Raw genomic sequence first — 19,554 nt, 5'->3', positions numbered from 1 at the left:
GACTAGGTTTCGGGCTGCCCGGGCTGCCGTAGGCTGAAACCGCAGGCGGCGGACAGGAGACAAGCGGTGGCCGGGACAGCATTGACAGGAACAACGGTGGCGGAGCTGATGGCCGAACTGGCGGAGCTCGAGGACCCGAGGGCACGCGAGGTGAACGAGCGGCACGGCGATGACCATGGCGTGAACCTCAGCAAGCTCCGCGCCATCGCCAAGCGGCTGAAGACCCAGCAGGACCTTGCCCGCGAGCTGTGGGCCACCGGCGACACAGCGGCCAGGCTGCTGGCGCTCCTTGTCTGCCGGCCCAAGGCCTTCGGGCGGGATGAGCTGGATGCCATGCTGCGCGAGGCGCGCGCGGCCAAGGTGCAGGACTGGCTGGTGAACTACGTGGTGAAGAAGGGCCCGCACGCCGAAGACCTGCGCGTGGCCTGGCTGGCCGACCCGGATCCCGTGGTGGCCGCTGCCGGCTGGGCCCTGACCAGCGAGCGCGTGGCCAAAGCGCCCGAGAGCCTGGACCTTCCGGGGCTGCTGGACGTCATCGAGGCGGAGATGAAGAACGCCCCGGACCGGCTGCAGTGGGCCATGAACACCTGCCTCGCCCAGATCGGGATCCACCACGCGGGGCATCGGGCCCGGGCACTGGAGATCGGCGAGCGCCTGGAGGTGCTCAAGGACTATCCCACGTCTCCGGGCTGCACGTCCCCCTTCGCCCCCGCGTGGATCAACGAGATGGTCCGCCGGAAAGATGGCTGACGTCCGGGTGGTCCGCTGAGCCCCTGATACCTCCTACTCTAGAAAATTACAGTCACTGCATGCTAAATTGCAGTTACTGCACCTTGATTGACAGGAGAACGACATGTCAGGTTTCCCAAGGCGCCCGGAATGACCTCCCCGCTGGTCATCGACGCCAGGAACATCAGCAAGAGCTACGGCAAGGGATCCAGCACGTTCCACGCCCTCAAGGACGTCACGCTCCAGGTGGCGCCAGGGGAATGCGTAGCCATCGTCGGGAAGAGCGGGTCCGGCAAGACCACCCTGATGCACATCATCGCGCTGCTGGACACGCCGGATTCCGGCAGCCTCTCGTTCAACGGCCGCGACGCCCTGGCGCTGCCGCCGAAGAAGGCCAGCGAGCTCCGCAACAAGGAGTTCGGGTTCGTTTTCCAGCAGTTTTTCCTGACGCCGGGGACCAGCGTCATGGACAACGTGACCCTTCCGCTGAAGATCGCCGGGGTGTCCCCCAGGGCACGCAGGGAACGCGCCCTGGCCGTACTGCGGCAGTTCGAACTCGAGGACAAGGCCGCAAGCAACGCCAATGACCTCTCGGGAGGGCAGAAGCAAAGGGTGGTGATCAGCCGAGCCCTCATCAACGAGCCAACGGTCATCTTTGCCGACGAACCAACCGGCAACCTGGACAGCGCAACAGGAGCAATTGTTGAAGACGCCCTTTTCCAGTTGAACCGGGACCGCGGCATTACCCTGGTCATCGTCACCCATGACGAGGATCTCGCCGCCCGCTGCGACCGCCAGGTCTTCATCCGCGATGGCGTGGTTGTTCCCTCCGGGGCGGGAGTGGGTGCCGCATGAAAGCCGCCGATCTGGTCGGGTCCGCTGCCCGCAACACCCTGCGCAGCAAGCTCCGCACCACGCTGACAGTGCTGGCCCTGTTCATCGGGGCGTTCACCCTGACGCTGACGACGGCGGTGGGTGCGGGTGTCACGGACTACGTCACCAAACAGGTGGCGTCACTGGGAGCCGATGACGTTTTCATTGTCACCAGGACCGCCGAGGAGACAACGGAAGGCCCCCGCGCCTATGACCCGAGGACATCCAGCGCATCGTCCGCCACGGGTGGCCCCGCCCTCCCCGGGGCCGGGCAAAGCGACCCGTTGACGGAGGCTGACCTGGAAAAACTCGCAGGGATAAGCGGCATTTCCCGGGTTGAACCTGTCCAGGCGGTGGCTGTTGACTTTGTGCAGTACAACGGCGGCGGGCAATTCGAGCTCAGCGTCAATCCCACATCCTCGATCACCCGGGCAGACCTCCTCGCCGGCACTCAGCTCTCCGAGTCCTCCGGGACGCGCGAACTGGTCCTTCCCGCCGACTATGTAGACGCGCTGGGGTTCGCCGACGCCCAGGACGCCGTCGGCGCGGTGGTCCAACTGGGCATCACGGACGTGCTCGGCGCGCGGCACCAGGTGGACGGAACCGTCGTCGGAATCTCCCAGGAGAGCCTGCTGTCCTCCGGCGGCGGGGCCAACCCTGCCATGGTGTCAGCCTTGGCCGAAGCGCAAAGCGCCGGCATCGACACCGGCCCCGCCCGGTACCCCCTCGCCGTCGCCTACTTCGATCCGGCCCTTTCAAGCGCCCAGGTAAGCGACCTCCAGGACAGTGTGGCGGCTGCCGGTTTTGCGGCCCAGACCATCCAGGACCAGCTGGGCGTCATCAAAACGGTCATTGACGGGATCATCGGCGTACTCAACGCCTTCGCCATCGTCGCCCTGGTGGCCGCGGCCTTCGGCATTGTCAACACGCTGCTGATGAGCGTGCAGGAACGCACCCGTGAAATCGGGCTCATGAAAGCCATGGGCATGCGGGCCGGCAAAATCTTCGCACTCTTCAGCCTCGAAGCTGCCTTCATCGGCTTCCTCGGCAGCCTGATCGGGGTCGCGGCAGCGGTGCTGGCAGGCAGCGCGCTGAACGCGGCGCTGTCCGCGGGACCGCTGTCTTCCCTGCCCGGGCTGAACATCCTCCTGTTCGAGCCGGGCGCCATCATGGGCATTATGCTGCTCATCATGGCTATTGCCTTTATCTCCGGGACCCTGCCGGCGAGCAGGGCTGCCAGGAAGAACCCCATCGACTCCCTTCGCTACGAATAAGAGGCAGGAACCACGCATGACAGACCAGCGGGAACCCGGCCTGCGCCAGCGCAAGCAGGCCGCGACGGCGCTCACCATTGAGCGGAGCGCCGTGGCCCTGGTCCAGGAGCACGGCTTCCAGGCCGTCACAGTGGACATGATCTGCGCTGCCAGCGGTGTCTCACAGCGGACATTCTTCAACTACTTCAAGACAAAGGACCAGGCGATCCTCGGGGCCGAACCCGGCAGGCTGGATGAACGGCGCGTACGGGAGTTCCTGGCCTCGGACTCACCTGATCTGCTGGCTGGAATCCTCGATCTCCTGGCGACCCTCGCTCCGGTGGGCACCGACGACAGGGCCCTGGCAGCAGACCGGATGGGCATTATCAGCCGCACTCCGGCCCTGATGCAGAAGGAGATTGAACGGCTTTCCGACGTGTACGAGGAGTTGAAGGACGTCCTCTATCTCCGGCTGCGCCGCTCCGCGCCCGCAACTGAACCTCCGGAGGAAACCCGGACCCAGAGCGCCTTGATAGCCCACCTCATTCCGGGGATACTCCGGTTCACCCTGGAACAGCAGAGCAGCAGCAATCCGGGGCACCCGGATGCCGGGACGGCGCAGCTCCTCGCCGGGGCGCTCCAGAAGCTGCTCCCCGCTGCTCCGGCAGGGGAACCTGCCACATGAGGCGGAGCCCCCGCGCGAGTCTGGCTCGAGCGCGGGGGCTCCCTGTGCTTCCGTGTTGGGGAATAACGTGGAAACAGATAGAACTTACAGCCGCCTACTCTGCCCCGAACGTCCATTTCGCAGGGTTGCCGCAAATCTTGATTAAACATTGAGCAGGGCCCGTACGAGCAGTGTGTCCACATGCAGTTGCTGCCACTCGCAGCACCTCCACACGCCGCGCCCTACACAAGCAGCAGTGCCCCAGCCGGAGGACGGCGGGGGCACTGCTGCTGGGTGGTCCTGGCCGTCCTAGCCGATGAGGAGCGTGATGAGGCGGATGGATGAGGCCACGATCGCGATCAGGCCGATGGCGCCGAAGACGTTCTGCCACCAGCGGTTGCGGAGCTCTCCCATCAGCGATGACCTGTTGGCCATGACGAGGATCAGCACGCCCAGCAGCGGGGCGATGAGCACGGTGAGGGACTGGGCGATGACGATCAGTCCCACCGGGGAGGACTGGAAGGAGAGGGTGATGATCAGCCCGAAAGCGAGGATCATCCCCGTGACGATGCGTGCTGCCGGTGATCCGGCATGGGTGCCGCGGCCCATGGCATCGGAGAGCATGGTGCCCCCGGCCGTGGCGTTGGCGATCATTGAGGAGAAGGCGGCACCGGAGAGGCCCAGGGCAAACAGCATGGATCCGACCGGACCGGCCAGGGGTGCGAAAACGGAGGCCAGGGCGTTGATGGTTCCCGCCTCGGCGCCGGTCTTGCCCAGCACGGACGCGGCCACCAGGATGACCAGCGTTGTCATGATGCCTGGGGCGATGATCCCCGGAATGGTGTCGGCGAGGGTGATGTCCCGGTAGTCGGCGCGGGTGCGGCGATGTTCCTTGATGCCGTACGAGGTGTAGAACGCAGCGTTGATGGAGAAGTTGGTTCCCACCAGTGCCACGATGAGGATTTCGCTTCCGGGCGGAAGGGACGGAACCATGCCTTCCATGGACCGGTACCAGTCCGGCTGGGCCACGACGGTACTGGCGATGAAGGCGATCCCCATAAGAACCACGATGACCAGCAGGGCCTTTTCCACCAGGCCGTAGACATTGCGGAACGCCAGGACAAATCCGACGGCGGCCGTGCAGACGACCGTCCAGACCACCGGGGAGCCGCCGAACACCAGGGACAGGCCGAGTCCGGAGCCAACAGCGTTGCCCACCGAGAACATCAGCGTGATGCCGAAGACACCGAAGCCTGCGAGGATGCCCACAGGCTTGCCGAGATGCTCCTTGATGGAGGTGATCAGCGAGGTCGGGGTGACGATTCCGAGCCGGACGCTCATGTCCGTGAAGAAGATCATGAGGATGGTGGAGACCGCGATGACCCAGACGAGGCTGTAGTCGAAACGGCTGCCGGCCTGGACGGCGGTGGTCAGGTTTCCGGGGCCGAACTGCCAGGCGCCCACCACAAACGCCGGGCCCATCAGGGCCAGGTAGCCGAGGAAGGTTCGGCGCTTTCCCGTTCCGGCGGGCGCGGGGTGTACGTGCGGGGCGGCCATCTGCTGCTCCATCTGTCCGGGATGGATGATGGTCCTATTGTGCTCGCGCATCTGCGAGTCCTCCTTCTACAGCTGCAGTGCTGTGGGTCGTCGTTGACCGGGTGGAGAGTAAAAGCGGGGACCGGGTGGCGGGCGGTGGGCCCGCCACCCCGTAAGGATCCGGAAGAAGGATCAGACAGTGGCCGTGACGCTGCCGAGGTTTGCGGACTTCAGGGCAAGGGCGATCTCTGCGCCGGCGCCTTCAGCGAGCGGAAGCAGCGGGGGCCGGACCGTGGCGTGCTCCAGGATGCCGCGGGCAACGAGGCCCTCCTTGAGCGCCACCGTGCCCTCCATGTGTGAACCGCGGTGGTACACGTTCTTGGTGACGGGCAGCAGGCGGTCATGGATGGCACGGGCTGCCGGGTAGTCCTTGGCCTTGCCTGCCGCGATCAGCTCTACCAGCGGTTCGGGTGCGAGTCCGCCATAGCCCACCAGGGCGCCGTCGACGTCGAACATGGTGTGCAGCAGGTACTCGTCATGGCAGGTAAGGATCTGCAGGTCCGGATAGGTGGCGCGGAGCACGGGAATCTCCGTGTCCCAGCGCTTCATGTTGCGGACGCCGTTCTTGGTGGCGAACACACCTTCCTGGCCGGCGATCTCCAGCTGGGTTTCCAGGTCGTAGGTGGCCTTGGTGGCGTCCGGGTACTGGAAAAGGATCAGCGGCAGGCCGGACGTCTCGTAGATTTCCTTGTACCGGGTCTGGGGCGCGCCCTTCTGGTACCCGAACCGGAGCCAGCCGTGCGAGGGGTAGACCAGGCCGGCAGACGCGCCCGCCTCCACTGCGCGCTTGGCCTCGAGGGCTGCGACGGTGTTTCCTTCGCCGGTGATGCCGGCGATGATCGGGATCTCGCCGTTCACGGCGTTCTTGAATTCGCGGATCACCAGGGCCTGTTCGTCCTGGGTGAGGAAGGTGCCCTCACCGGCATGGCCCAGGACCACCAGGCCCTTGACGCCTTCGACGCTTGCCAGCCAGCCTCCCAGCCGGTGGATGGCGTCGACGTCGACGCTGCCGTCGCGGTTGAACGGGGTGACGGGGGCGGGAACCAGCCCGCGGAGATCGATGGTCATTTCACTACCTCTGTCTTCATTGATGGTCGGCAGTCCCGCCAGTGTTTCTTCTCCTTGTGAGAACGTTTGCGGGAACGTTTTCATTGTGACGCGTGTCGCAGCTCGCTGTCAAGAGAACGTTTGCAGAAAGTGGGAATAGAGTGTCTGTACACGCTTGCTGCAGAAGAGGAGAACCGTCATGGAACCCGTGGCATCCGGCTCGATCGTCACGCTCAAGGATGTTGCTGCAGCCAGCGGCGTCAGCATTTCCACGGCCAGCCGCGCACTGGACGAGCGGACAGCTTCGCGGTCTGCCGCGGCGGCGCATGTCAGGAAGGTCGCCGAGGAGCTCGGCTACCGCCGGAACTCCTTCGCCTCCGGCCTCCGCCGGGGCGAAACCAGGACGCTGGGCGTCCTTGTTCCCCGCCTGAGCGACACTGTCATGGCGCTCATGTTCGAAGAACTGGAGCGGGCAGCGTCCTCGCGCGGATATTTCGCCATGGTGGCCACCAGCGGGGATGACCCCAACGACGAGCGCCGCGCGGCAGAGACGCTGCTGGACCGGAACGTGGACGGGCTGATCCTGGCAACGGCAAGGCTCGACGACGAACTTCCACGCCGGCTGCGTGAGCGCAAGGTGGCGCACGCGCTGGTGCTCCGCACCGACGGAGTCAGCCCCTCGGCCCTCGGAGACGATGAGGTGGGAGGCTACCTCGCGGTCCGGCACCTCGTCGACCTGGGACACAGCGACATTGCCGTGGTCACCGGGCCGACATTCACGTCAACAGGAATCGCCCGCCTGGCCGGGGCACGCAGGGCCCTGGGCGAAGCGCGGCTCACGGCCCGCGAGGAGTGGATCATCACCGGGGGCTACGGCATCGAAAATGGATTCAGCGCCGGCGAGGCACTTCTGGGTCGGGATAACCGCCCCACAGCCGTCTTTGCGGCGAACGACAACATTGCCATGGGGATCATGGCCGCGGCCCACAGGCACGAACTGAAGATTGGGGAGGACCTGGCGCTGGTGGGGTACAACGACACGCCCCTGGCGGCCAGGCTCCCCACTCCCCTGACGTCCGTCCACGTGCCTTTGGACCAGATCGCGAGGACGGCGATCGACCTCATCGTTGAGCCGGGTGCGGAACCGCAGGTCCGGAAGTCAATGCCTTCGCTCATCCCCCGCGAATCAAGCGGCGCACCGCTTGTCCATGGCAACGGTAAATGAACGCTGCGGGCGTCAAGCCCTAATCGGTTTACGGCGCTTCCGTGGCGTCCGGATCCTCTTCGGGCTCAAAGGTGTTCGGTTCGGCATCCGCACCGATCCCCACGCCATCCTTCTGGCCGGGAACACCGCCGTCGCCCTTTCCCTGCGCAGTGGCCGTACCCTCCTGCGGATCATCCTCAGGCAGTGAATCTGGTGAGTTGACAGTCATCGCTCCTCCTTCATTGACCGGTCCTTCACGCTAACAGCCCCCGCCAGGAAAGGCGCGGATACAGCAAAAGAATTTAAGGCCGACGGCGGACCGGCGCCGCCGCGCGGAGGATGATCTCCAGTCCCGCGGGGCTTCCGGGCCAGTGCCGCTCAAGCGCCCCGGGACCCGCCCGTTTGAGCACCGAACGCAGCACCAGCGCCACGATCACGGCGTCATCCGCGTAGCCGATCACCGGAACAAAGTCCGGCACCAGGTCGATGGGCAGGAGCAGGTAGGCGAGCAGCAGCACCAGCCGCACCCGCACACCGGCGGCCAGCGTCCGGTCAGCGGCCAGCCTCCGGACCATCCGGAGCAGGTCCGGGAGCAGGCGCAGCGCGTCCTTCATGGTGACGGTCTCGGGGTGGCGCCGCGCGTAGATCCACAGGAGCACAAGGAGCACGGCGTACGCCAGCAGCAGGCCGGCCGCAACCCCGGCGACGGTTTCCCAGGTCATTTCCGCCTCTTCCACAGGGCCGGTGGTGGACGCCGGCTACTGACTGAGGGTACGCCAAGGAACTCTGCTGCTACGGCGTCATCCGGTAGCCCACACCGCGGACGGTCTCTACCCAGCGTGGATTCTGCGAGCTGTCACCCAGGCGCTTGCGCAGGTTGCCAAGATGGACCTCGACGGCGCGTTCTTCCCCGGCGGTGACAAAGGATCCGGTGTTGTACGGCTCGTTGCGGAGCCGCCGCACCAGGTCCGCCTTGGTCTGGACGGTCCGCCCGTTCTCCATCAGGACCAAGAGGATGTCGAACTGGGTGCGCGTCAGGTCCACGGGCTCCCCATTGATCGACGCCTGGCGGGACGCCTCATGGAGGGTCAGTCCCCGGTGGGCGAAATCGCAGCAGCCCGGCGCCGGAGGCGAACCCGCTTCACCCTCCGGCCCCTCGTGCGGCCCGTGAAGATCACCGTGCGAGGCCTGCGCCGGTGAGAGCCGTTCGCCTCTTCGCGGCGGAAGCGGCCGCTCCGCCGGCGCCTCCCGCAGGGTCCGCGGCCGCCGGAGCATGGCCGCAATCCGCGCGCGCAGTTCGCGGGGGCGGAAGGGTTTGGTGAGATAGTCGTCCGCGCCGGCCTCGAACCCCATCAGGGTATCGGCTTCGTCCACCCTGCCACTGACGATGATGAGGTAGGCGTCGCTGAACGTCCGGATCCGCCGGGACGCCTCAATGCCGTCGAAGTCCGGAAGGCCAACATCCATGGTGACGATGTCCGGGTTGTGTTCACGGACGGCATCCACGCCTGCAACGCCCGAGGCTGTGGAATGGACGGCGAACCCCGACTGCTGCAGCACTTCCGTCAGCGTTGTCCTGATGTCGTCGTCGTCTTCCACCACCACGGCAACACCGCGCTCCACCATGCACTCCCCCAAGCTTCACTTCATTTTGCGCCCAGGTTTTCCTCAGGCACATTCAAGGAACATTCGGAGAAACGGGCAATATGGATTGCTTTTATTATTCCGCACCGTGGGACCGCTATGAGCCTAGCCCAAGGAATTGCAAGTGGGCTTATTTGCTTCGTCTAAATTGAGCAGTTCTTGAGCTTTGGCAAATATTGCGTATTTACTGAGATTTGCCTCACTAAAAATTAAGTCCGTTGAGCTATTGCCTTCTGCAGAGTTCCTGGCTGAAGATCAACCTGTGCTCCTCAGGGGCGCAATTGCTCGCTGGGAGCAACCGAAAAGGGGCGTTTCATGGCTGACTTTCGCTTTTTTGTCTCACATCCCAAGCGCCGGACCACACCGCTGGCAATGCTGGCAGCGGCCGCCGTCGCAATGCTTGCCTGCGTGCCGCCCGCCCAGGCAGCGGACACCACGCCGATGGATCCCAATCCGGGGCCCTCAGGCAACTTCGCCTGGAAGGGATTCAACTGGGAGAAACGGTTCTGGGGCGGCGCCCCGCAGTACAACAAGGCCTTCGCAGCCGCGAACGTCAGCAACCCGGACGCCAATGGCCACATCACGATGAACCTGACCAATCCCACCGGCGGTGCCCCTGTGGGAGCCGAGTTCCAGTCCACGCGGAAAGGGTTCGGCTACGGGACCTACAGCACCACCGTGGAAAAGAACCTGGAAACTCTGCAGAAAGAGGTGGTGTGGGGCTGCCTGTTCACCTACGATCCCCTGGCCGAACCGGGATACAACGAAATCGATCTCTGTGAGGCCTCCGCGTGGGGCGGCGGCGCCGCGTACGGGCAATCCTGGCCTGTGACCCAGGGCCACGGCTACTGGTTTGATGCCACCAAGCCTCCCGGCGAGGGTAACAACACCACGGTCTTCGATGTCACGCCGGACCCGATCACCACCCACCGGATGGTGTGGGAGCCGGGGAAGATCACGTTCGAATCCTTCGCCGGCGAAGGATTCGCCGGGAGCCTGCTGAAGCGCACCGTCCTGGAAGGGGCCACTGTCCCGGTGCCGGCCCAGGAACAGGTCCACTTCAACCTCTGGGTCACCGGGGGCGGCGGCGGGGATCCTGCGCATGTAAAACCGGAAAGCGTGGTGATCAGGGATTTCTCCTTCGTCGCCGCTTCCGGTCCAGCGCCCGCGGAACCTGTCTCGGCCATCAAGCTGAGTGCCGCCACCACCAAGGCAAAGTCCATCAGCACTACCACCTTGGCGTGGACAGGGGCCACCGGCACCAGCGTCACGCTGTGGATCAACGGGACACAAAAGTCCGTGCCCAATACAGGCTCCTACGTCAACAAAATCAAGGGTGCAAAAACCACGTCCTACAAAGTGTGCGATGCCGCGGGCTGCTCCAATATGGTCAGCGTGGTGACCTGACCCGCTTGGACTACCTGGCAAACCTGCCACCGTGCCCGGCATGGGAAACGCAGGGCGCCCGTGCGGACGCCCTGCGTTTTTCCCTGGGCTGAGCCCAGGGACCGCCTAATGCCTAGGCCTTGGTACCGCGGACGGGGACGATCCTCTTGATGGCCAGGCCCAGCGCAAGGAGCGCAAAGGCTGCAAGGGCGAACCAGAACACGTCCCCCGCGCCGGTCATTGCGAGGGTTCCGGAACCGGCTCCGGCTGCTGCGGGAACTGCTGGATTGTTATACATGGTTCTTACCAGGCTTTCTTTCTGTTAAAGGCTGCGTCTGTGTACGCCTTCGCGTGAACCAACTGCAGGAAAAGGTCGATCACCAGCTCGTACATGGTGGCGGCCGCGAGCATGTACTTCCATCCCCGGAGCCGCACCGTTACCACCCGTTCGATCACGAAGACACCGGTCACGGCAAGCCAGAACGGCTGGATGTGCAGCCCTGCCCCCGTGCCCAGTGCAACCGCCACCGTGCTGAGATAGCCAAGCGTCACCAGGACACCCGCCACCGAAAGAACCTGCCTCCCCCAATAGGGCCTGGTGACCCGCGTCCAGCCGTACTGGACGCAGTTCTCCACCGCCCCGCGCTTCCACCGCAGGCGCTGCGCCCAGAGTTCCCGCCAGGTGGGCATGACCTCTGTGACCAGGGTGCAATCGGCGGGGGATTTGATCCGGTACTTCAGCGTCAGCAGTGCGAAGGACAACTCGTTGTCCTCCGTCAGGACCGAGGTGTCGTAGACGCCGCCCCTGCCGTTGCCGGGAGGGAGCGTGCCGTCCAGCCTGGCCGTTGACACGTCGCGGAGCGTCCGGACCCGGAACAGGGCGGCCGTGCCGGTGACTACAAGGCATTTGCCGTGCAGCCGCCGCACGTCCCTGGCGTACCGGGCGTATTCATTCCTCTGCAGGTGGCCAACAAATCCACCGCCGTCCCCTCCCCGGAAGACACCACCCACGGCACCCAGCCGCGAATCAGCCGTGAGGTGCCTCACCGAGCGCTCAATGAAGTCCCGTGAGAGCTGCGAATCGGCGTCCTGCACCAGGACCATGTCCTCGGGCGCAGCCTCCGGCAGCAGATCAGCGAGCACGAAGTTGAGGGCACCGGCCTTCTTGTCCGTGTTCCCAACGGTCGACACCACCTCGGCGCCGGCCGCCAGGGAAATAGCTTCCGTTTCATCGGTGCAATTGTCTGCAACCACAATTACCCGGTCCGGGGTAATTGTCTGGTTTTGCAGGGACAAAAGGGTCCCGCCGATTCCGGCGGCCTCGTTGTGGGCCGGGATGATGACCGTGATCACAGGGTTTCCCCTGCCAGAAGCTCAAGCATGAATGATGCCTGCAATTGCGACGCCGCGCACATTTTTCCCCGCTGAAACCATTTGAAGTTCTATTGGCTTTGAGTGTTTCAACGCCAACTCAAATCGCTTGCACAGAAGCGGCAACAAAACTGCAAGCTTCAATCAAGATGGCCGCACGCACCTCAAGCTCAGGATGCGGTAGCACTGAGGTTGAGGGCGGGCACCAGTGTCCCCGATGTCAGCAAGCGCCCCGCCCAGGGGTTCACAAGAAGAAGCAGAAGCGCACAAGAAACGCACAAAAACTCTTGACTGCTCACAGCGAGCGCTGTTACAACTTGTGTAACACCCGTGCTGAAACGATACAAACCCTTGTCCTCATCAAAGGAGATGACAGTGACCGCTGCTGCCCGAACATCGAACAACCCAGGCTCTTCACCCACCCATGGCGGGTCGGCCAGGAAATCCTTGGCCGCCGGCCTCGCCGCAGCAGCCCTGCTGGGTGGGGCCGGCGTGGCCGTTACCGCGCCGGCCGCCTACGCCGAACCCAGCAGTTACCGCTTCGACTTCGGGAACGGGCCTGTGGAGCACGGGTACACAGGAGTTGGCGCCACCGATGCCTACAGCCCCGAAACCCGCTATGGCTTCAACACCCCGGAGCACATGGCCAACGTTTCCGCCAAGGGCGCCGGAGCCGGAAGCGATGCCGTACGTTTTCTCCAGTTCGGGACCAAGAGCGCCAACACGTTCAACGTGGACCTGAAGGAAGGCCTCTACAAGGTCACCGTCACCCTGGGCGACACCTCCCGGGCCAGCATCGCGGCCGAAGGCGTGTTCCAGGAGATGAACCTGACCGGAAACGGCGCCACGGCCTCCTTTGAAATTCCTATTACTGACGGCCAGCTGAACCTCCTGGTTACGGAGGGCAAGGTTGGTACGTCCTTTACCCTGAGCTCGCTGGAGGTCGACAAGGTCTCACGCCACCCGGAGATGGACCCCACCATCTGGGTGGGCGGGGACTCAACCGTGGCCAGCTACTACCCCCTGGAAAACAGCATCCAGGGAGGCTGGGGCCAGATGCTCCCCCAGTACGTTGACCCGGCGGCGTTCGACATCCGGAACATGGCCACCGGCGGACAGATTGCCCGCGGATTCCGCAATGACGGCCAGCTCGAAGCCATCCTCCAGTACATCAAGCCGTGCGACCTGTTCCTGCTGGAAATGGGCATCAACGACACGGCAGCCAAGAACGCCACCACCGAGGCGGAGTTCAAGGAGATCATGCGTGACATGGTCCGCCAGGTGGCTGCCACCGGTGCGACGCCGGTGCTGGTCACCCCGCAGGGCCGCGCCACGGACTTCGTGGACGGTGTGCACACCTCGGTCAACCGCTGGTACCGCAACTCAACGGTTGCCCTGGCGGAGGAGGAAGGCGTCCACCTGGTTGACCTGAACGTCCTGGCGTCCGCCTACTTCACCGAGATTGGCCCGGACGCCACCCTGGCACTGTTCATGACCGGCGACACGCTGCACCCCAACCGGGCCGGCGCCTCCGAACTGGCGCGGCTGGTGGCCGAGGACCTGTCCCGCCAGGATCTCTAGACAGGGGTTCCTGCATCACGTTCCCTGGATCCAGGGTTCCTAGATCCAGTCAGCGGAGAAATCCTGCGGCGGCCACCACCGGGTCCGCGCCCGGACGTGGAACCTGCGGCCGGTGACTTCCGTGGGATTGATCCGGATGAGGTGCTCCTTGAGGCCGGACTCCCACGGTTCACGATCCGGATCGGACAGTTCCAGGGGCACATTGCCGTCTGCCACGGGCTCGGGTATCCCTTTGACCACCACGCTCCAGACTTCCGTGCTGTACGCGTTCAGCCCGTCTGCCTCCAGGGCCACAAGGGGTCCTGCAAGCAGGGAGTACAGCTTGGTGCCGGGGGCGGTCCTGAAGAACAGGGCCCCTTCAGCGGGCACAAAGTTCACGGGGAAGATTTCCGGGGTGGTTCCGTTAATGACTGCCAGCCTGCCGATGTAGGAGGAACGCAGGTACTTCCAGCATTCCTCCTCGGGCAGGATTTCGGTTTTGGGTCCCGAGGGTGAGTTCTCCATGGCCCGAAGTCTAGGCCTCCGTGAACCGGCGGGAGTAGGGTCTTCCTTCCCGTGCGCTGAAGGCCGCTCAGCCTGCCTGCCCCGGCGGACGGATGATCCGACGCCGGGTGGCGGCCGCGATGGCGGCCGTCCTGTTGTCCACGCCAAGCTTCCCGTAGATGTGGACCAGGTGCGTCTTGACCGTGGCCTCCGAGATGAACACCTGTTTGGCGATGGCGCGGTTGGACAGCCCTGTGGCCAGGAGTTCCAGCAACTGGACCTCCCGCGGGGTGAGTGAGGTGCCCGGGTTGGTGATGCGGTTCATGAGCAGGGCGGCGGCCCGCGGTGCCAGGACAGTCTCCCCCGCCGCCGCAGCGAACACGGCCTGCCGGATCTGCTCCGGAGGGGCGTCCTTGAGCATGTAGCCGCTGGCGCCGGCCTCCACGGCAGAGAGGATATCGGCGTCGGTGTCGTAGGTGGTCAGGATGAGGACGGGCGGGGGCGCAGCGAGCTTCCGGATCGCGGCGGTGGCCGCCACCCCGTCCATGCCCGCACCCATCTGCAGGTCCATCAGCACCACATCCACGGCTTCGCCCAGGACCGCCAGGCGCGAGAGTTCCTTCAGGGCGGCTTTCCCGTCCGCAGCCTCCGCGGCGATGGAGATGCCGTCAAACTCGGTCAGCATGGCCCTCAGCCCGGCGCGGACCACCGGATGATCGTCCACCAACAGGACACGCACGTCAGTCACGGACGTCTCCCCCGGCATGATCGAGCGGCAGGCGGATGGCCACCACGGTTCCTTCGCCCTTGGCGGTCTCCAACTCCAGGGAACCGCTGAGGGCTTCTACCCTTTCCCGCAGCGAACGGAGGCCGAATCCGCCGCCGTCAGCGCCGCCGTCGTGCCTCTTCCCGGCGGTTCCTGCCCTTGCAGTTCCTGCCCCGGCAGTTCCTGTCCCCGCGGCTCTTGCCCCAGCAGCCCCTGCCCCGGCGGTGAGGTCAGGGTCAAAGCCCACGCCGTCGTCGTAAAGGTCCATGGTGACTTCCGTGCCCAGGAAGGTGAGCGTGACCACGGCGTTGCCGGCGTTGGCATGGTCGCGGACGTTGGCGAGGCTCGCCTGGGCCGCGCGGAGCAGCGCCACCTGGTGCGGTTGAGGCAGTTCGGCCGGCTCCCCGTCCACCTCCAGCCGGCAGCGGAGCGCCGCACCCCCGGCCGCTGCGCTCCGTTCGGTCTCCTCACAGAGCCGGCGCAGGGCCTCCACCAGCGTGGTGTCGTGCAGCTGCGGGGAGGAGAGGCCGCGGACAAAGCTCCGGGCTTCGGCCAGGTTGCCTGCAGCCGTCTGCTGCATCAGCGCCACCCGCGACGCTGCGGTTACCGGATCCCCGTGGGCCAGCGACTGCTCCGCAGCCCGTGCAAGCAGCACGATGCTGGAGAGGCCCTGCGCCAGGGTGTCGTGGATTTCCCGGGCCAGCCGCTCCCGTTCCGCCAGCACCCCGGCCTCGTGCTGGGACGCCGCCAGTTCCTGGCGGGTGCGGCGCAGTTCATCCGCGGCCCGCCGCTGGTTCTCCGCCTCCCGGTACAGCGCAACGTACGCAAGGCCGGTAATGACGGCGAAGGCGGCGCCAAACAGCGGGCCGACGACGGCGGCCGCGTGCGGAACGGGGTCACCGCTGGCGGACCATTGGGAGGCGATGACCGCGGCGGTCATCAGTGCGATGGTCAGCAGCGCGGCCCGCCGCGGCAGCAGGTGCAGGTGGAGGAAGAACAGGGGGAACGCCAGCCAGGCAAAGTCGGCGCTCCCCACCAGCAGGAGGACCCAAAGCGCTGTCACGGCCACCAGCCACTGGAGGCCGTAGCGGCGGGGATTGAACCGGATCCGGCCCGCGGCATGGCGGTGTTCCAGGACGGTCCCGGTGAGGTACACCGCCGCCAGGACAAGCGCCAGGCCCGCCCACAAGAACGGGAAGGAGTCCCGGGAGCCGGGTGCCAGCAGCCGGACCACGCCCACTACCAGCAGGGCTGCGAACCCGGTGTGGAGCGTCACCCTCAGCACCCGCAGGATCGCTTCCGAGGACGCCGATTCCACTGCGCTCAGGGGGTCCTTGGGTGCGTGGGCGCCGGGTCCGCCGGAAGAGTGCAGGGCAGGGGTGGCGGACATGCCACCAGCTTATGCGCGCCCGGCCGGCGGGGGGTCAATCAAAAGGTTGACCCCCGGTTCAACCTTTCATCCCTGGCAGATCAACTGCCCGCCCGATGGACCGCGGGCGGGCTGCCGGGACAGTGGATGGAGACCTTATCCACCGGAACCAACCGAGAGAAGAACAACGTGTTTCTGGCAATCCGCGACATCCGTTTCGCCAAGGGGAGGTTCGCCATGATGGGCGGCGTGGTGGCCCTGATCACCCTGCTCCTCGTGATGCTGTCCGGCCTGACCGCCGGGCTGGCTGAACAGTCAACCTCCGCGATCGGAAAGCTGGGGGCTGCCGCCGGCGCGCCCGTGGACACCGTGGTGTTCGGCGCACCCGGCTCCAACACCCCCAAAGCCTCCTTCACCGAAAGCTCCGTGACGGCCGCCCAGGCGGAGAGCTGGCGGAACCGGCCGGGTGTCCGCGCTGCCGAGCCGGTGGGGATCACCCAGACCCGGGCCCAGGGTGCGGGCGCCGGCTCGGGCACCACCAATGTGGCCGTGTTCGGGGTGGCGCCCGGCAGCGGGCTGGCGCCCGTGGACGTAGCCGCCGGCACCGCTGTGGTGGGCGCTTCTGTGGCCGAAGCCCTGTCCCTGGAGCAGGGCGACGCACTGAGCATCAGCGGGGTGGAACTTGCTGTGGCCGCGGTTGTTGAGGACCAGTGGTACGCCCATACAAGTGTCGTGTGGACGGCGCTTCCGTCCTGGTCCGGGCTGGCCCACGTGTCCGACGGCGGCCAGGTTGCCACTGTTATTGCCGTCACCCACCAGGACGGCACGGCAGTGGACGAGGCTGCCGCGGATGCCGCGGCGAATACGGTAAGTGCCTCACGGACGGAGTCCTTCCAGGCGCTGGGCTCGTTCAAGAGCGAGAACGGCTCGCTGACCCTGATGCAGGCCTTCCTCTACGGCATCTCATCCCTGGTGATCGTGGCGTTCCTGACCGTGTGGACCATCCAGCGGACCCGCGACATCGCCGTCCTGAAAGCCATGGGAGCGCCGGGGGCCTACATCCTGCGCGATGCCATCACGCAGGCGGCAATCGTCCTGGTGGCCGGCGCGGGCCTGGGCGGGGTTGTCGGCGTCGCGGCCGGCCTGCTTGCCGCCCAGGCGGCCCCCTTCCTCCTCAGCCCTGCCACCACGCTGCTTCCCGTCGTCGGGATTGTTGCCCTGGGCCTGGCCGGGGCAGCGCTGGCTGTCCGCCGCGTCACCAAAGTCGATGCCCTGCTGGCCCTCGGCGGGAACTGACACCCCAACCCCCTCCCCAAACTCCAATCCTGTGAAAGGGAACCCGATGCGTGCCTGCTTCACCCCTGCTCCGCTGGAACTGCTCAACGTCACCCTCGAATACCCGGACGGCGGCGGCACCACCACCGCGCTGGACCGCGTCAGCCTGGCAGTCCCCGCCGGGCACGTGGTGTCACTCGTCGGTCCGTCCGGCTCCGGGAAATCGAGCCTTCTTGCCGCAGCCGCCACCCTGGTCCGCCCCACCAGCGGGCAGGTGATCATCGACGGCACTGACACAACAGGCCTTCCGGACAGGGCCCTCACGGCCTTGCGGCGCAGCAAGGTGGGCATCATCTTCCAGCAGCCCAACCTGCTCCCGTCGCTCACGGCTGCCGAACAGCTCATCATCGGCGACCACCTCCGCGGAAAGCCCGTAAAAGCCGCCCGGAAGAAGGCCGCCGGACTCCTTGACGTCGTCGGCCTGTCCGCGAGCGCCGGGAAGCGCCCCCACCAGCTCTCCGGCGGGCAGAGGCAGCGGGTCAACATCGCCAGGGCACTGATGGGGAACCCGAAAGTCTTACTCGTGGACGAGCCGACGGCGGCACTGGACCACGAGCGCAGCGCTTCGATCATCCGGCTGCTGTGCCGGGTGACCGCTGAGTTCAACGTGGGCACCGTGCTGGTCACGCATGACACGGAGTTTGTTCCGCTGACCGATGCGGTGGCCACCATGCGGGACGGGGCGCTCACCGCCCCCGTGCTGACCGGCGTCTGAGGCACGGACGGCCCCGGCGGGAAATCCGCCGGAGCCATGTCCCGCCGGGGCCATGTCCCGCCGCGGCCCTATCCCCCAAGGTGATGGATGGTGAAGGCCGCCAGAAAACCGACGGAGGCCGTAAGGCCCGTGAGGTTGTGGTGTTCCTCGAAGGCCTCAGGAATCATGGTGTCCGCCAGCATGGCCAGGATTCCTCCCGCTGCTATGGCGGTAATAAAGGCCACCACACTGCCTGGAGCGTTCTCCAGCGCCACATACCCGATCAGCGAGGCCACCCCGCAGAGCACCGCTATGCCGCCCCACAAACCGAAAACATAGCGGGCACTCCTGCCGGCCTTCTTCATGCCGGCGCTTCCGGAGAGGCCCTCGGGGACGTTGGAGATGAAGACGGCGGCCATCATCGCGGGGCTGACGGCACCACCTGCCAGCAGTCCAACGCCAAGGACCACGGATTCCGGCACACCGTCCAGCAGCGCGCCCACGGCAATGGCACTGCCGCTGCCCGGACTGTCGGCTTCCGAGGGCTGCTGGTTGCCGGAACGCTTGCGGTGCTTTGCGCCGGCCCGGGACAGCATCATGTTCGCGCCGACATACACCACGGCGCCTGCCAAGAACCCGGCCACGGTAGGCCACAGCCCGCCGCCCTCCACGGCCTCGCCCACCAGCTCGAAGGCCAGGGCGGAAATCAGCACACCCGCGCCGAAGGACATGATCGAGGAGACCAGCTTGCTCGGCAGGTTCCAGCGCCATGACAATGCCGCGCCGAGGACCAGGGCAGCTCCTGCCGCGGTGCCCCACCCTAAAGCCTGCAACCACAACGGCATGTGCACCGCTTCCCGGCTCCCCTGCGGAAGCCAACTGACCTGTTGCCGGCCCCTGATTGCCCGGAGCCGGTGAGCGCTAAACAGCCAGAGTAGTGGAACTCCGCGCGGCGCCAGGAATTGATCTGATCTTGCGGCAAACCTTGCCGTCCGCTGAAGTTGCGGGTCCACGCTGGAGCCATGGACCAACCAGCTTGTGGGGAGCAGGAGACAATGGGAAATAGAACAGCTTTGGACGGGGAAGTCACCGCCGTGGACGGCGTGCTCACGGATCAGCATCCGCTCGACTTCTACACCCTGGGACTGGCCGGCTGCATCGACCGGCTCACGGGCCCCCTCCGCCACCGGGGAACCAGCGTCCGCTGGGACACTCCGCACTGGGGCATCGAGATCCCGAAGGACTGCGCGTCCCTTCTTTACCAGTCGGCACGCGAGGCCCTCAGCAACGTCTACAAGCATTCCGGGGCGTCGCACCTGACCGTCCAGCTCGCCGCTGTGGACCACGGCATCCGCCTGGTGGTAGCCGACGACGGCGCGGGCTTTGAGAGCAAGCTCGCCACCGGCGGGCGCCACCACGGCTACGGCCTCCGGCTCATGTCGGTGGCCGTCCACGAGGCCGGCGGCACCGTGGACATCCGTTCCGCCCCCGGGCAGGGCACCAGCGTGACGGTAACTTTGCCGCTGGACTAAGGCTCGGATGCCCGCCGTTGCTGGGAC

Annotated in this window: 21 protein-coding genes; 10 read left to right on the top strand and 11 right to left on the bottom strand. The window is 65.9% G+C overall.

Translation table 11 applies throughout. The annotated features are described in order from the left end of the window. The first annotated feature begins 108 nt into the window (after window positions 1-108). From IEX33_RS14860 to IEX33_RS14845, 4 genes are all read left to right on the top strand, one after another. A complete protein-coding gene (locus tag IEX33_RS14860) occupies window positions 109-750 on the top strand; it encodes a DNA alkylation repair protein (protein WP_229675418.1) in 642 nt (213 codons plus the stop codon). Between the two features lie 129 nt (window positions 751-879). After that, window positions 880-1,584, top strand: coding sequence for an ABC transporter ATP-binding protein (locus IEX33_RS14855; protein WP_188731418.1), 705 nt, complete (start codon window positions 880-882; stop codon window positions 1,582-1,584). Beyond that, window positions 1,581-2,876, top strand: coding sequence for an ABC transporter permease (locus tag IEX33_RS14850; RefSeq protein WP_188731416.1), 1,296 nt, complete (start codon window positions 1,581-1,583; stop codon window positions 2,874-2,876). Before IEX33_RS14855 ends, IEX33_RS14850 begins: the two co-directional genes overlap by 4 nt. 16 nt (window positions 2,877-2,892) lie before the next feature. Beyond that, window positions 2,893-3,540 carry a TetR/AcrR family transcriptional regulator gene (locus IEX33_RS14845; protein WP_188731414.1) on the top strand — a complete coding sequence of 216 codons (648 nt, stop codon included), beginning with the start codon at window positions 2,893-2,895 and terminating at the stop codon, window positions 3,538-3,540. 288 nt (window positions 3,541-3,828) lie between these two features. On the opposite strand, the gene IEX33_RS14840 is transcribed toward IEX33_RS14845, so the two are convergent. Both IEX33_RS14840 and IEX33_RS14835 read right to left on the bottom strand, forming a co-directional pair. After that, window positions 3,829-5,127 (bottom strand): Nramp family divalent metal transporter, encoded by a 1,299-nt coding sequence (locus IEX33_RS14840; protein WP_188731412.1) that lies wholly within the window; start codon window positions 5,125-5,127, stop codon window positions 3,829-3,831. Window positions 5,128-5,247: 120 nt separating this feature from the next. Continuing rightward, on the bottom strand, window positions 5,248-6,183 hold the full coding sequence (locus IEX33_RS14835; protein WP_066279417.1) for a dihydrodipicolinate synthase family protein: 936 nt from the start codon (window positions 6,181-6,183) through the stop codon (window positions 5,248-5,250). A 178-nt stretch (window positions 6,184-6,361) separates the two neighbouring features. On the opposite strand from IEX33_RS14835, the gene IEX33_RS14830 reads away from it, so the two are divergent. Beyond that, window positions 6,362-7,387, top strand: coding sequence for a LacI family DNA-binding transcriptional regulator (locus IEX33_RS14830; protein ID WP_188731411.1), 1,026 nt, complete (start codon window positions 6,362-6,364; stop codon window positions 7,385-7,387). A gap of 28 nt (window positions 7,388-7,415) precedes the next feature. Here the strand turns inward: IEX33_RS14830 and IEX33_RS14825 are convergent, their stop codons facing one another. The 3 genes from IEX33_RS14825 to IEX33_RS14815 all read right to left on the bottom strand — a co-directional run bounded on the left by IEX33_RS14825 (window position 7,416) and on the right by IEX33_RS14815 (window position 8,992). Next, complete coding sequence (locus IEX33_RS14825; protein WP_188731409.1) at window positions 7,416-7,595, bottom strand: hypothetical protein; 180 nt, start codon at window positions 7,593-7,595, stop codon at window positions 7,416-7,418. Window positions 7,596-7,668: 73 nt separating this feature from the next. Further along, the gene (locus IEX33_RS14820; protein ID WP_188731407.1) at window positions 7,669-8,088 is read right to left on the bottom strand and encodes a YkvA family protein; all 420 of its coding nucleotides are present in this window, start codon (window positions 8,086-8,088) and stop codon (window positions 7,669-7,671) included. Between the two features lie 70 nt (window positions 8,089-8,158). Further along, complete coding sequence (locus IEX33_RS14815) at window positions 8,159-8,992, bottom strand: response regulator transcription factor (protein ID WP_188731405.1); 834 nt, start codon at window positions 8,990-8,992, stop codon at window positions 8,159-8,161. Window positions 8,993-9,325: 333 nt separating this feature from the next. On the opposite strand from IEX33_RS14815, the gene IEX33_RS14810 reads away from it, so the two are divergent. Then, window positions 9,326-10,417, top strand: a complete 1,092-nt coding sequence (locus tag IEX33_RS14810; RefSeq protein WP_188731404.1) for a LamG domain-containing protein — start codon at window positions 9,326-9,328, stop codon at window positions 10,415-10,417. Between the two features lie 112 nt (window positions 10,418-10,529). Here IEX33_RS14810 and IEX33_RS14805 read toward each other — a convergent pair whose 3' ends face one another. Both IEX33_RS14805 and IEX33_RS14800 read right to left on the bottom strand, forming a co-directional pair. Beyond that, window positions 10,530-10,694, bottom strand: a complete 165-nt coding sequence (locus tag IEX33_RS14805) for a hypothetical protein (RefSeq protein ID WP_174175030.1) — start codon at window positions 10,692-10,694, stop codon at window positions 10,530-10,532. Between the two features lie 5 nt (window positions 10,695-10,699). Continuing rightward, complete coding sequence (locus IEX33_RS14800) at window positions 10,700-11,749, bottom strand: glycosyltransferase family 2 protein (protein WP_188731402.1); 1,050 nt, start codon at window positions 11,747-11,749, stop codon at window positions 10,700-10,702. 387 nt (window positions 11,750-12,136) lie between these two features. On the opposite strand from IEX33_RS14800, the gene IEX33_RS14795 reads away from it, so the two are divergent. After that, complete coding sequence (locus IEX33_RS14795) at window positions 12,137-13,348, top strand: rhamnogalacturonan acetylesterase (RefSeq protein ID WP_188731400.1); 1,212 nt, start codon at window positions 12,137-12,139, stop codon at window positions 13,346-13,348. A 39-nt stretch (window positions 13,349-13,387) separates the two neighbouring features. Here IEX33_RS14795 and IEX33_RS14790 read toward each other — a convergent pair whose 3' ends face one another. The 3 genes from IEX33_RS14790 to IEX33_RS14780 all read right to left on the bottom strand — a co-directional run bounded on the left by IEX33_RS14790 (window position 13,388) and on the right by IEX33_RS14780 (window position 15,987). Then, on the bottom strand, window positions 13,388-13,852 hold the full coding sequence (locus tag IEX33_RS14790) for a pyridoxamine 5'-phosphate oxidase family protein (RefSeq protein ID WP_188731398.1): 465 nt from the start codon (window positions 13,850-13,852) through the stop codon (window positions 13,388-13,390). 67 nt (window positions 13,853-13,919) lie between these two features. Beyond that, a complete protein-coding gene (locus tag IEX33_RS14785; protein WP_308421984.1) occupies window positions 13,920-14,579 on the bottom strand; it encodes a response regulator in 660 nt (219 codons plus the stop codon). Next, entirely contained in the window at window positions 14,572-15,987 is a 1,416-nt protein-coding gene (locus tag IEX33_RS14780) for a sensor histidine kinase (protein ID WP_188731393.1), read from the bottom strand. Before IEX33_RS14780 ends, IEX33_RS14785 begins: the two co-directional genes overlap by 8 nt. Before the next feature lie 168 nt (window positions 15,988-16,155). Here IEX33_RS14780 and IEX33_RS14775 point away from each other — a divergent pair, with 168 nt between their 5' ends. Both IEX33_RS14775 and IEX33_RS14770 read left to right on the top strand, forming a co-directional pair. Beyond that, window positions 16,156-17,262 carry an FtsX-like permease family protein gene (locus IEX33_RS14775; RefSeq protein WP_188731392.1) on the top strand — a complete coding sequence of 369 codons (1,107 nt, stop codon included), beginning with the start codon at window positions 16,156-16,158 and terminating at the stop codon, window positions 17,260-17,262. Between the two features lie 46 nt (window positions 17,263-17,308). After that, window positions 17,309-18,016 carry an ABC transporter ATP-binding protein gene (locus tag IEX33_RS14770; protein ID WP_188731743.1) on the top strand — a complete coding sequence of 236 codons (708 nt, stop codon included), beginning with the start codon at window positions 17,309-17,311 and terminating at the stop codon, window positions 18,014-18,016. A gap of 68 nt (window positions 18,017-18,084) precedes the next feature. Here the strand turns inward: IEX33_RS14770 and IEX33_RS14765 are convergent, their stop codons facing one another. Next, window positions 18,085-18,840, bottom strand: a complete 756-nt coding sequence (locus tag IEX33_RS14765) for a ZIP family metal transporter (RefSeq protein ID WP_188731390.1) — start codon at window positions 18,838-18,840, stop codon at window positions 18,085-18,087. 210 nt (window positions 18,841-19,050) lie between these two features. Here IEX33_RS14765 and IEX33_RS14760 point away from each other — a divergent pair, with 210 nt between their 5' ends. Then, on the top strand, window positions 19,051-19,527 hold the full coding sequence (locus tag IEX33_RS14760) for a sensor histidine kinase (protein ID WP_188731389.1): 477 nt from the start codon (window positions 19,051-19,053) through the stop codon (window positions 19,525-19,527). Window positions 19,528-19,554: the final 27 nt, after the last annotated feature.

The organism is Pseudarthrobacter scleromae (assembly GCF_014644515.1).
In the GTDB taxonomy this organism is placed as follows: Bacteria; Actinomycetota; Actinomycetes; order Actinomycetales; family Micrococcaceae; genus Arthrobacter; species Arthrobacter scleromae.
The sequence above is the reverse complement of the archived record's forward strand: the minus strand, read 5'-3'. Positions and strand labels throughout refer to the sequence as shown.

What these genes read in the sequence shown, in the direction of transcription:
- IEX33_RS14860 (WP_229675418.1), top strand. Translation starts at nt 109, where the DNA reads ATGGCCGAACTGGCGGAGCTCGAGGACCCGAGGGCACGCGAGGTGAAC.
- IEX33_RS14855 (WP_188731418.1), top strand. Translation starts at nt 880, where the DNA reads ATGACCTCCCCGCTGGTCATCGACGCCAGGAACATCAGCAAGAGCTAC.
- IEX33_RS14850 (WP_188731416.1), top strand. Translation starts at nt 1,581, where the DNA reads ATGAAAGCCGCCGATCTGGTCGGGTCCGCTGCCCGCAACACCCTGCGC.
- IEX33_RS14845 (WP_188731414.1), top strand. Translation starts at nt 2,893, where the DNA reads ATGACAGACCAGCGGGAACCCGGCCTGCGCCAGCGCAAGCAGGCCGCG.
- IEX33_RS14840 (WP_188731412.1), bottom strand. Translation starts at nt 5,127, where the DNA reads ATGCGCGAGCACAATAGGACCATCATCCATCCCGGACAGATGGAGCAG.
- IEX33_RS14835 (WP_066279417.1), bottom strand. Translation starts at nt 6,183, where the DNA reads ATGACCATCGATCTCCGCGGGCTGGTTCCCGCCCCCGTCACCCCGTTC.
- IEX33_RS14830 (WP_188731411.1), top strand. Translation starts at nt 6,362, where the DNA reads ATGGAACCCGTGGCATCCGGCTCGATCGTCACGCTCAAGGATGTTGCT.
- IEX33_RS14825 (WP_188731409.1), bottom strand. Translation starts at nt 7,595, where the DNA reads ATGACTGTCAACTCACCAGATTCACTGCCTGAGGATGATCCGCAGGAG.
- IEX33_RS14820 (WP_188731407.1), bottom strand. Translation starts at nt 8,088, where the DNA reads ATGACCTGGGAAACCGTCGCCGGGGTTGCGGCCGGCCTGCTGCTGGCG.
- IEX33_RS14815 (WP_188731405.1), bottom strand. Translation starts at nt 8,992, where the DNA reads ATGGTGGAGCGCGGTGTTGCCGTGGTGGTGGAAGACGACGACGACATC.
- IEX33_RS14810 (WP_188731404.1), top strand. Translation starts at nt 9,326, where the DNA reads ATGGCTGACTTTCGCTTTTTTGTCTCACATCCCAAGCGCCGGACCACA.
- IEX33_RS14805 (WP_174175030.1), bottom strand. Translation starts at nt 10,694, where the DNA reads ATGTATAACAATCCAGCAGTTCCCGCAGCAGCCGGAGCCGGTTCCGGA.
- IEX33_RS14795 (WP_188731400.1), top strand. Translation starts at nt 12,137, where the DNA reads ATGACAGTGACCGCTGCTGCCCGAACATCGAACAACCCAGGCTCTTCA.
- IEX33_RS14790 (WP_188731398.1), bottom strand. Translation starts at nt 13,852, where the DNA reads ATGGAGAACTCACCCTCGGGACCCAAAACCGAAATCCTGCCCGAGGAG.
- IEX33_RS14780 (WP_188731393.1), bottom strand. Translation starts at nt 15,987, where the DNA reads ATGTCCGCCACCCCTGCCCTGCACTCTTCCGGCGGACCCGGCGCCCAC.
- IEX33_RS14770 (WP_188731743.1), top strand. Translation starts at nt 17,309, where the DNA reads ATGCGTGCCTGCTTCACCCCTGCTCCGCTGGAACTGCTCAACGTCACC.
- IEX33_RS14765 (WP_188731390.1), bottom strand. Translation starts at nt 18,840, where the DNA reads ATGCCGTTGTGGTTGCAGGCTTTAGGGTGGGGCACCGCGGCAGGAGCT.
- IEX33_RS14760 (WP_188731389.1), top strand. Translation starts at nt 19,051, where the DNA reads ATGGGAAATAGAACAGCTTTGGACGGGGAAGTCACCGCCGTGGACGGC.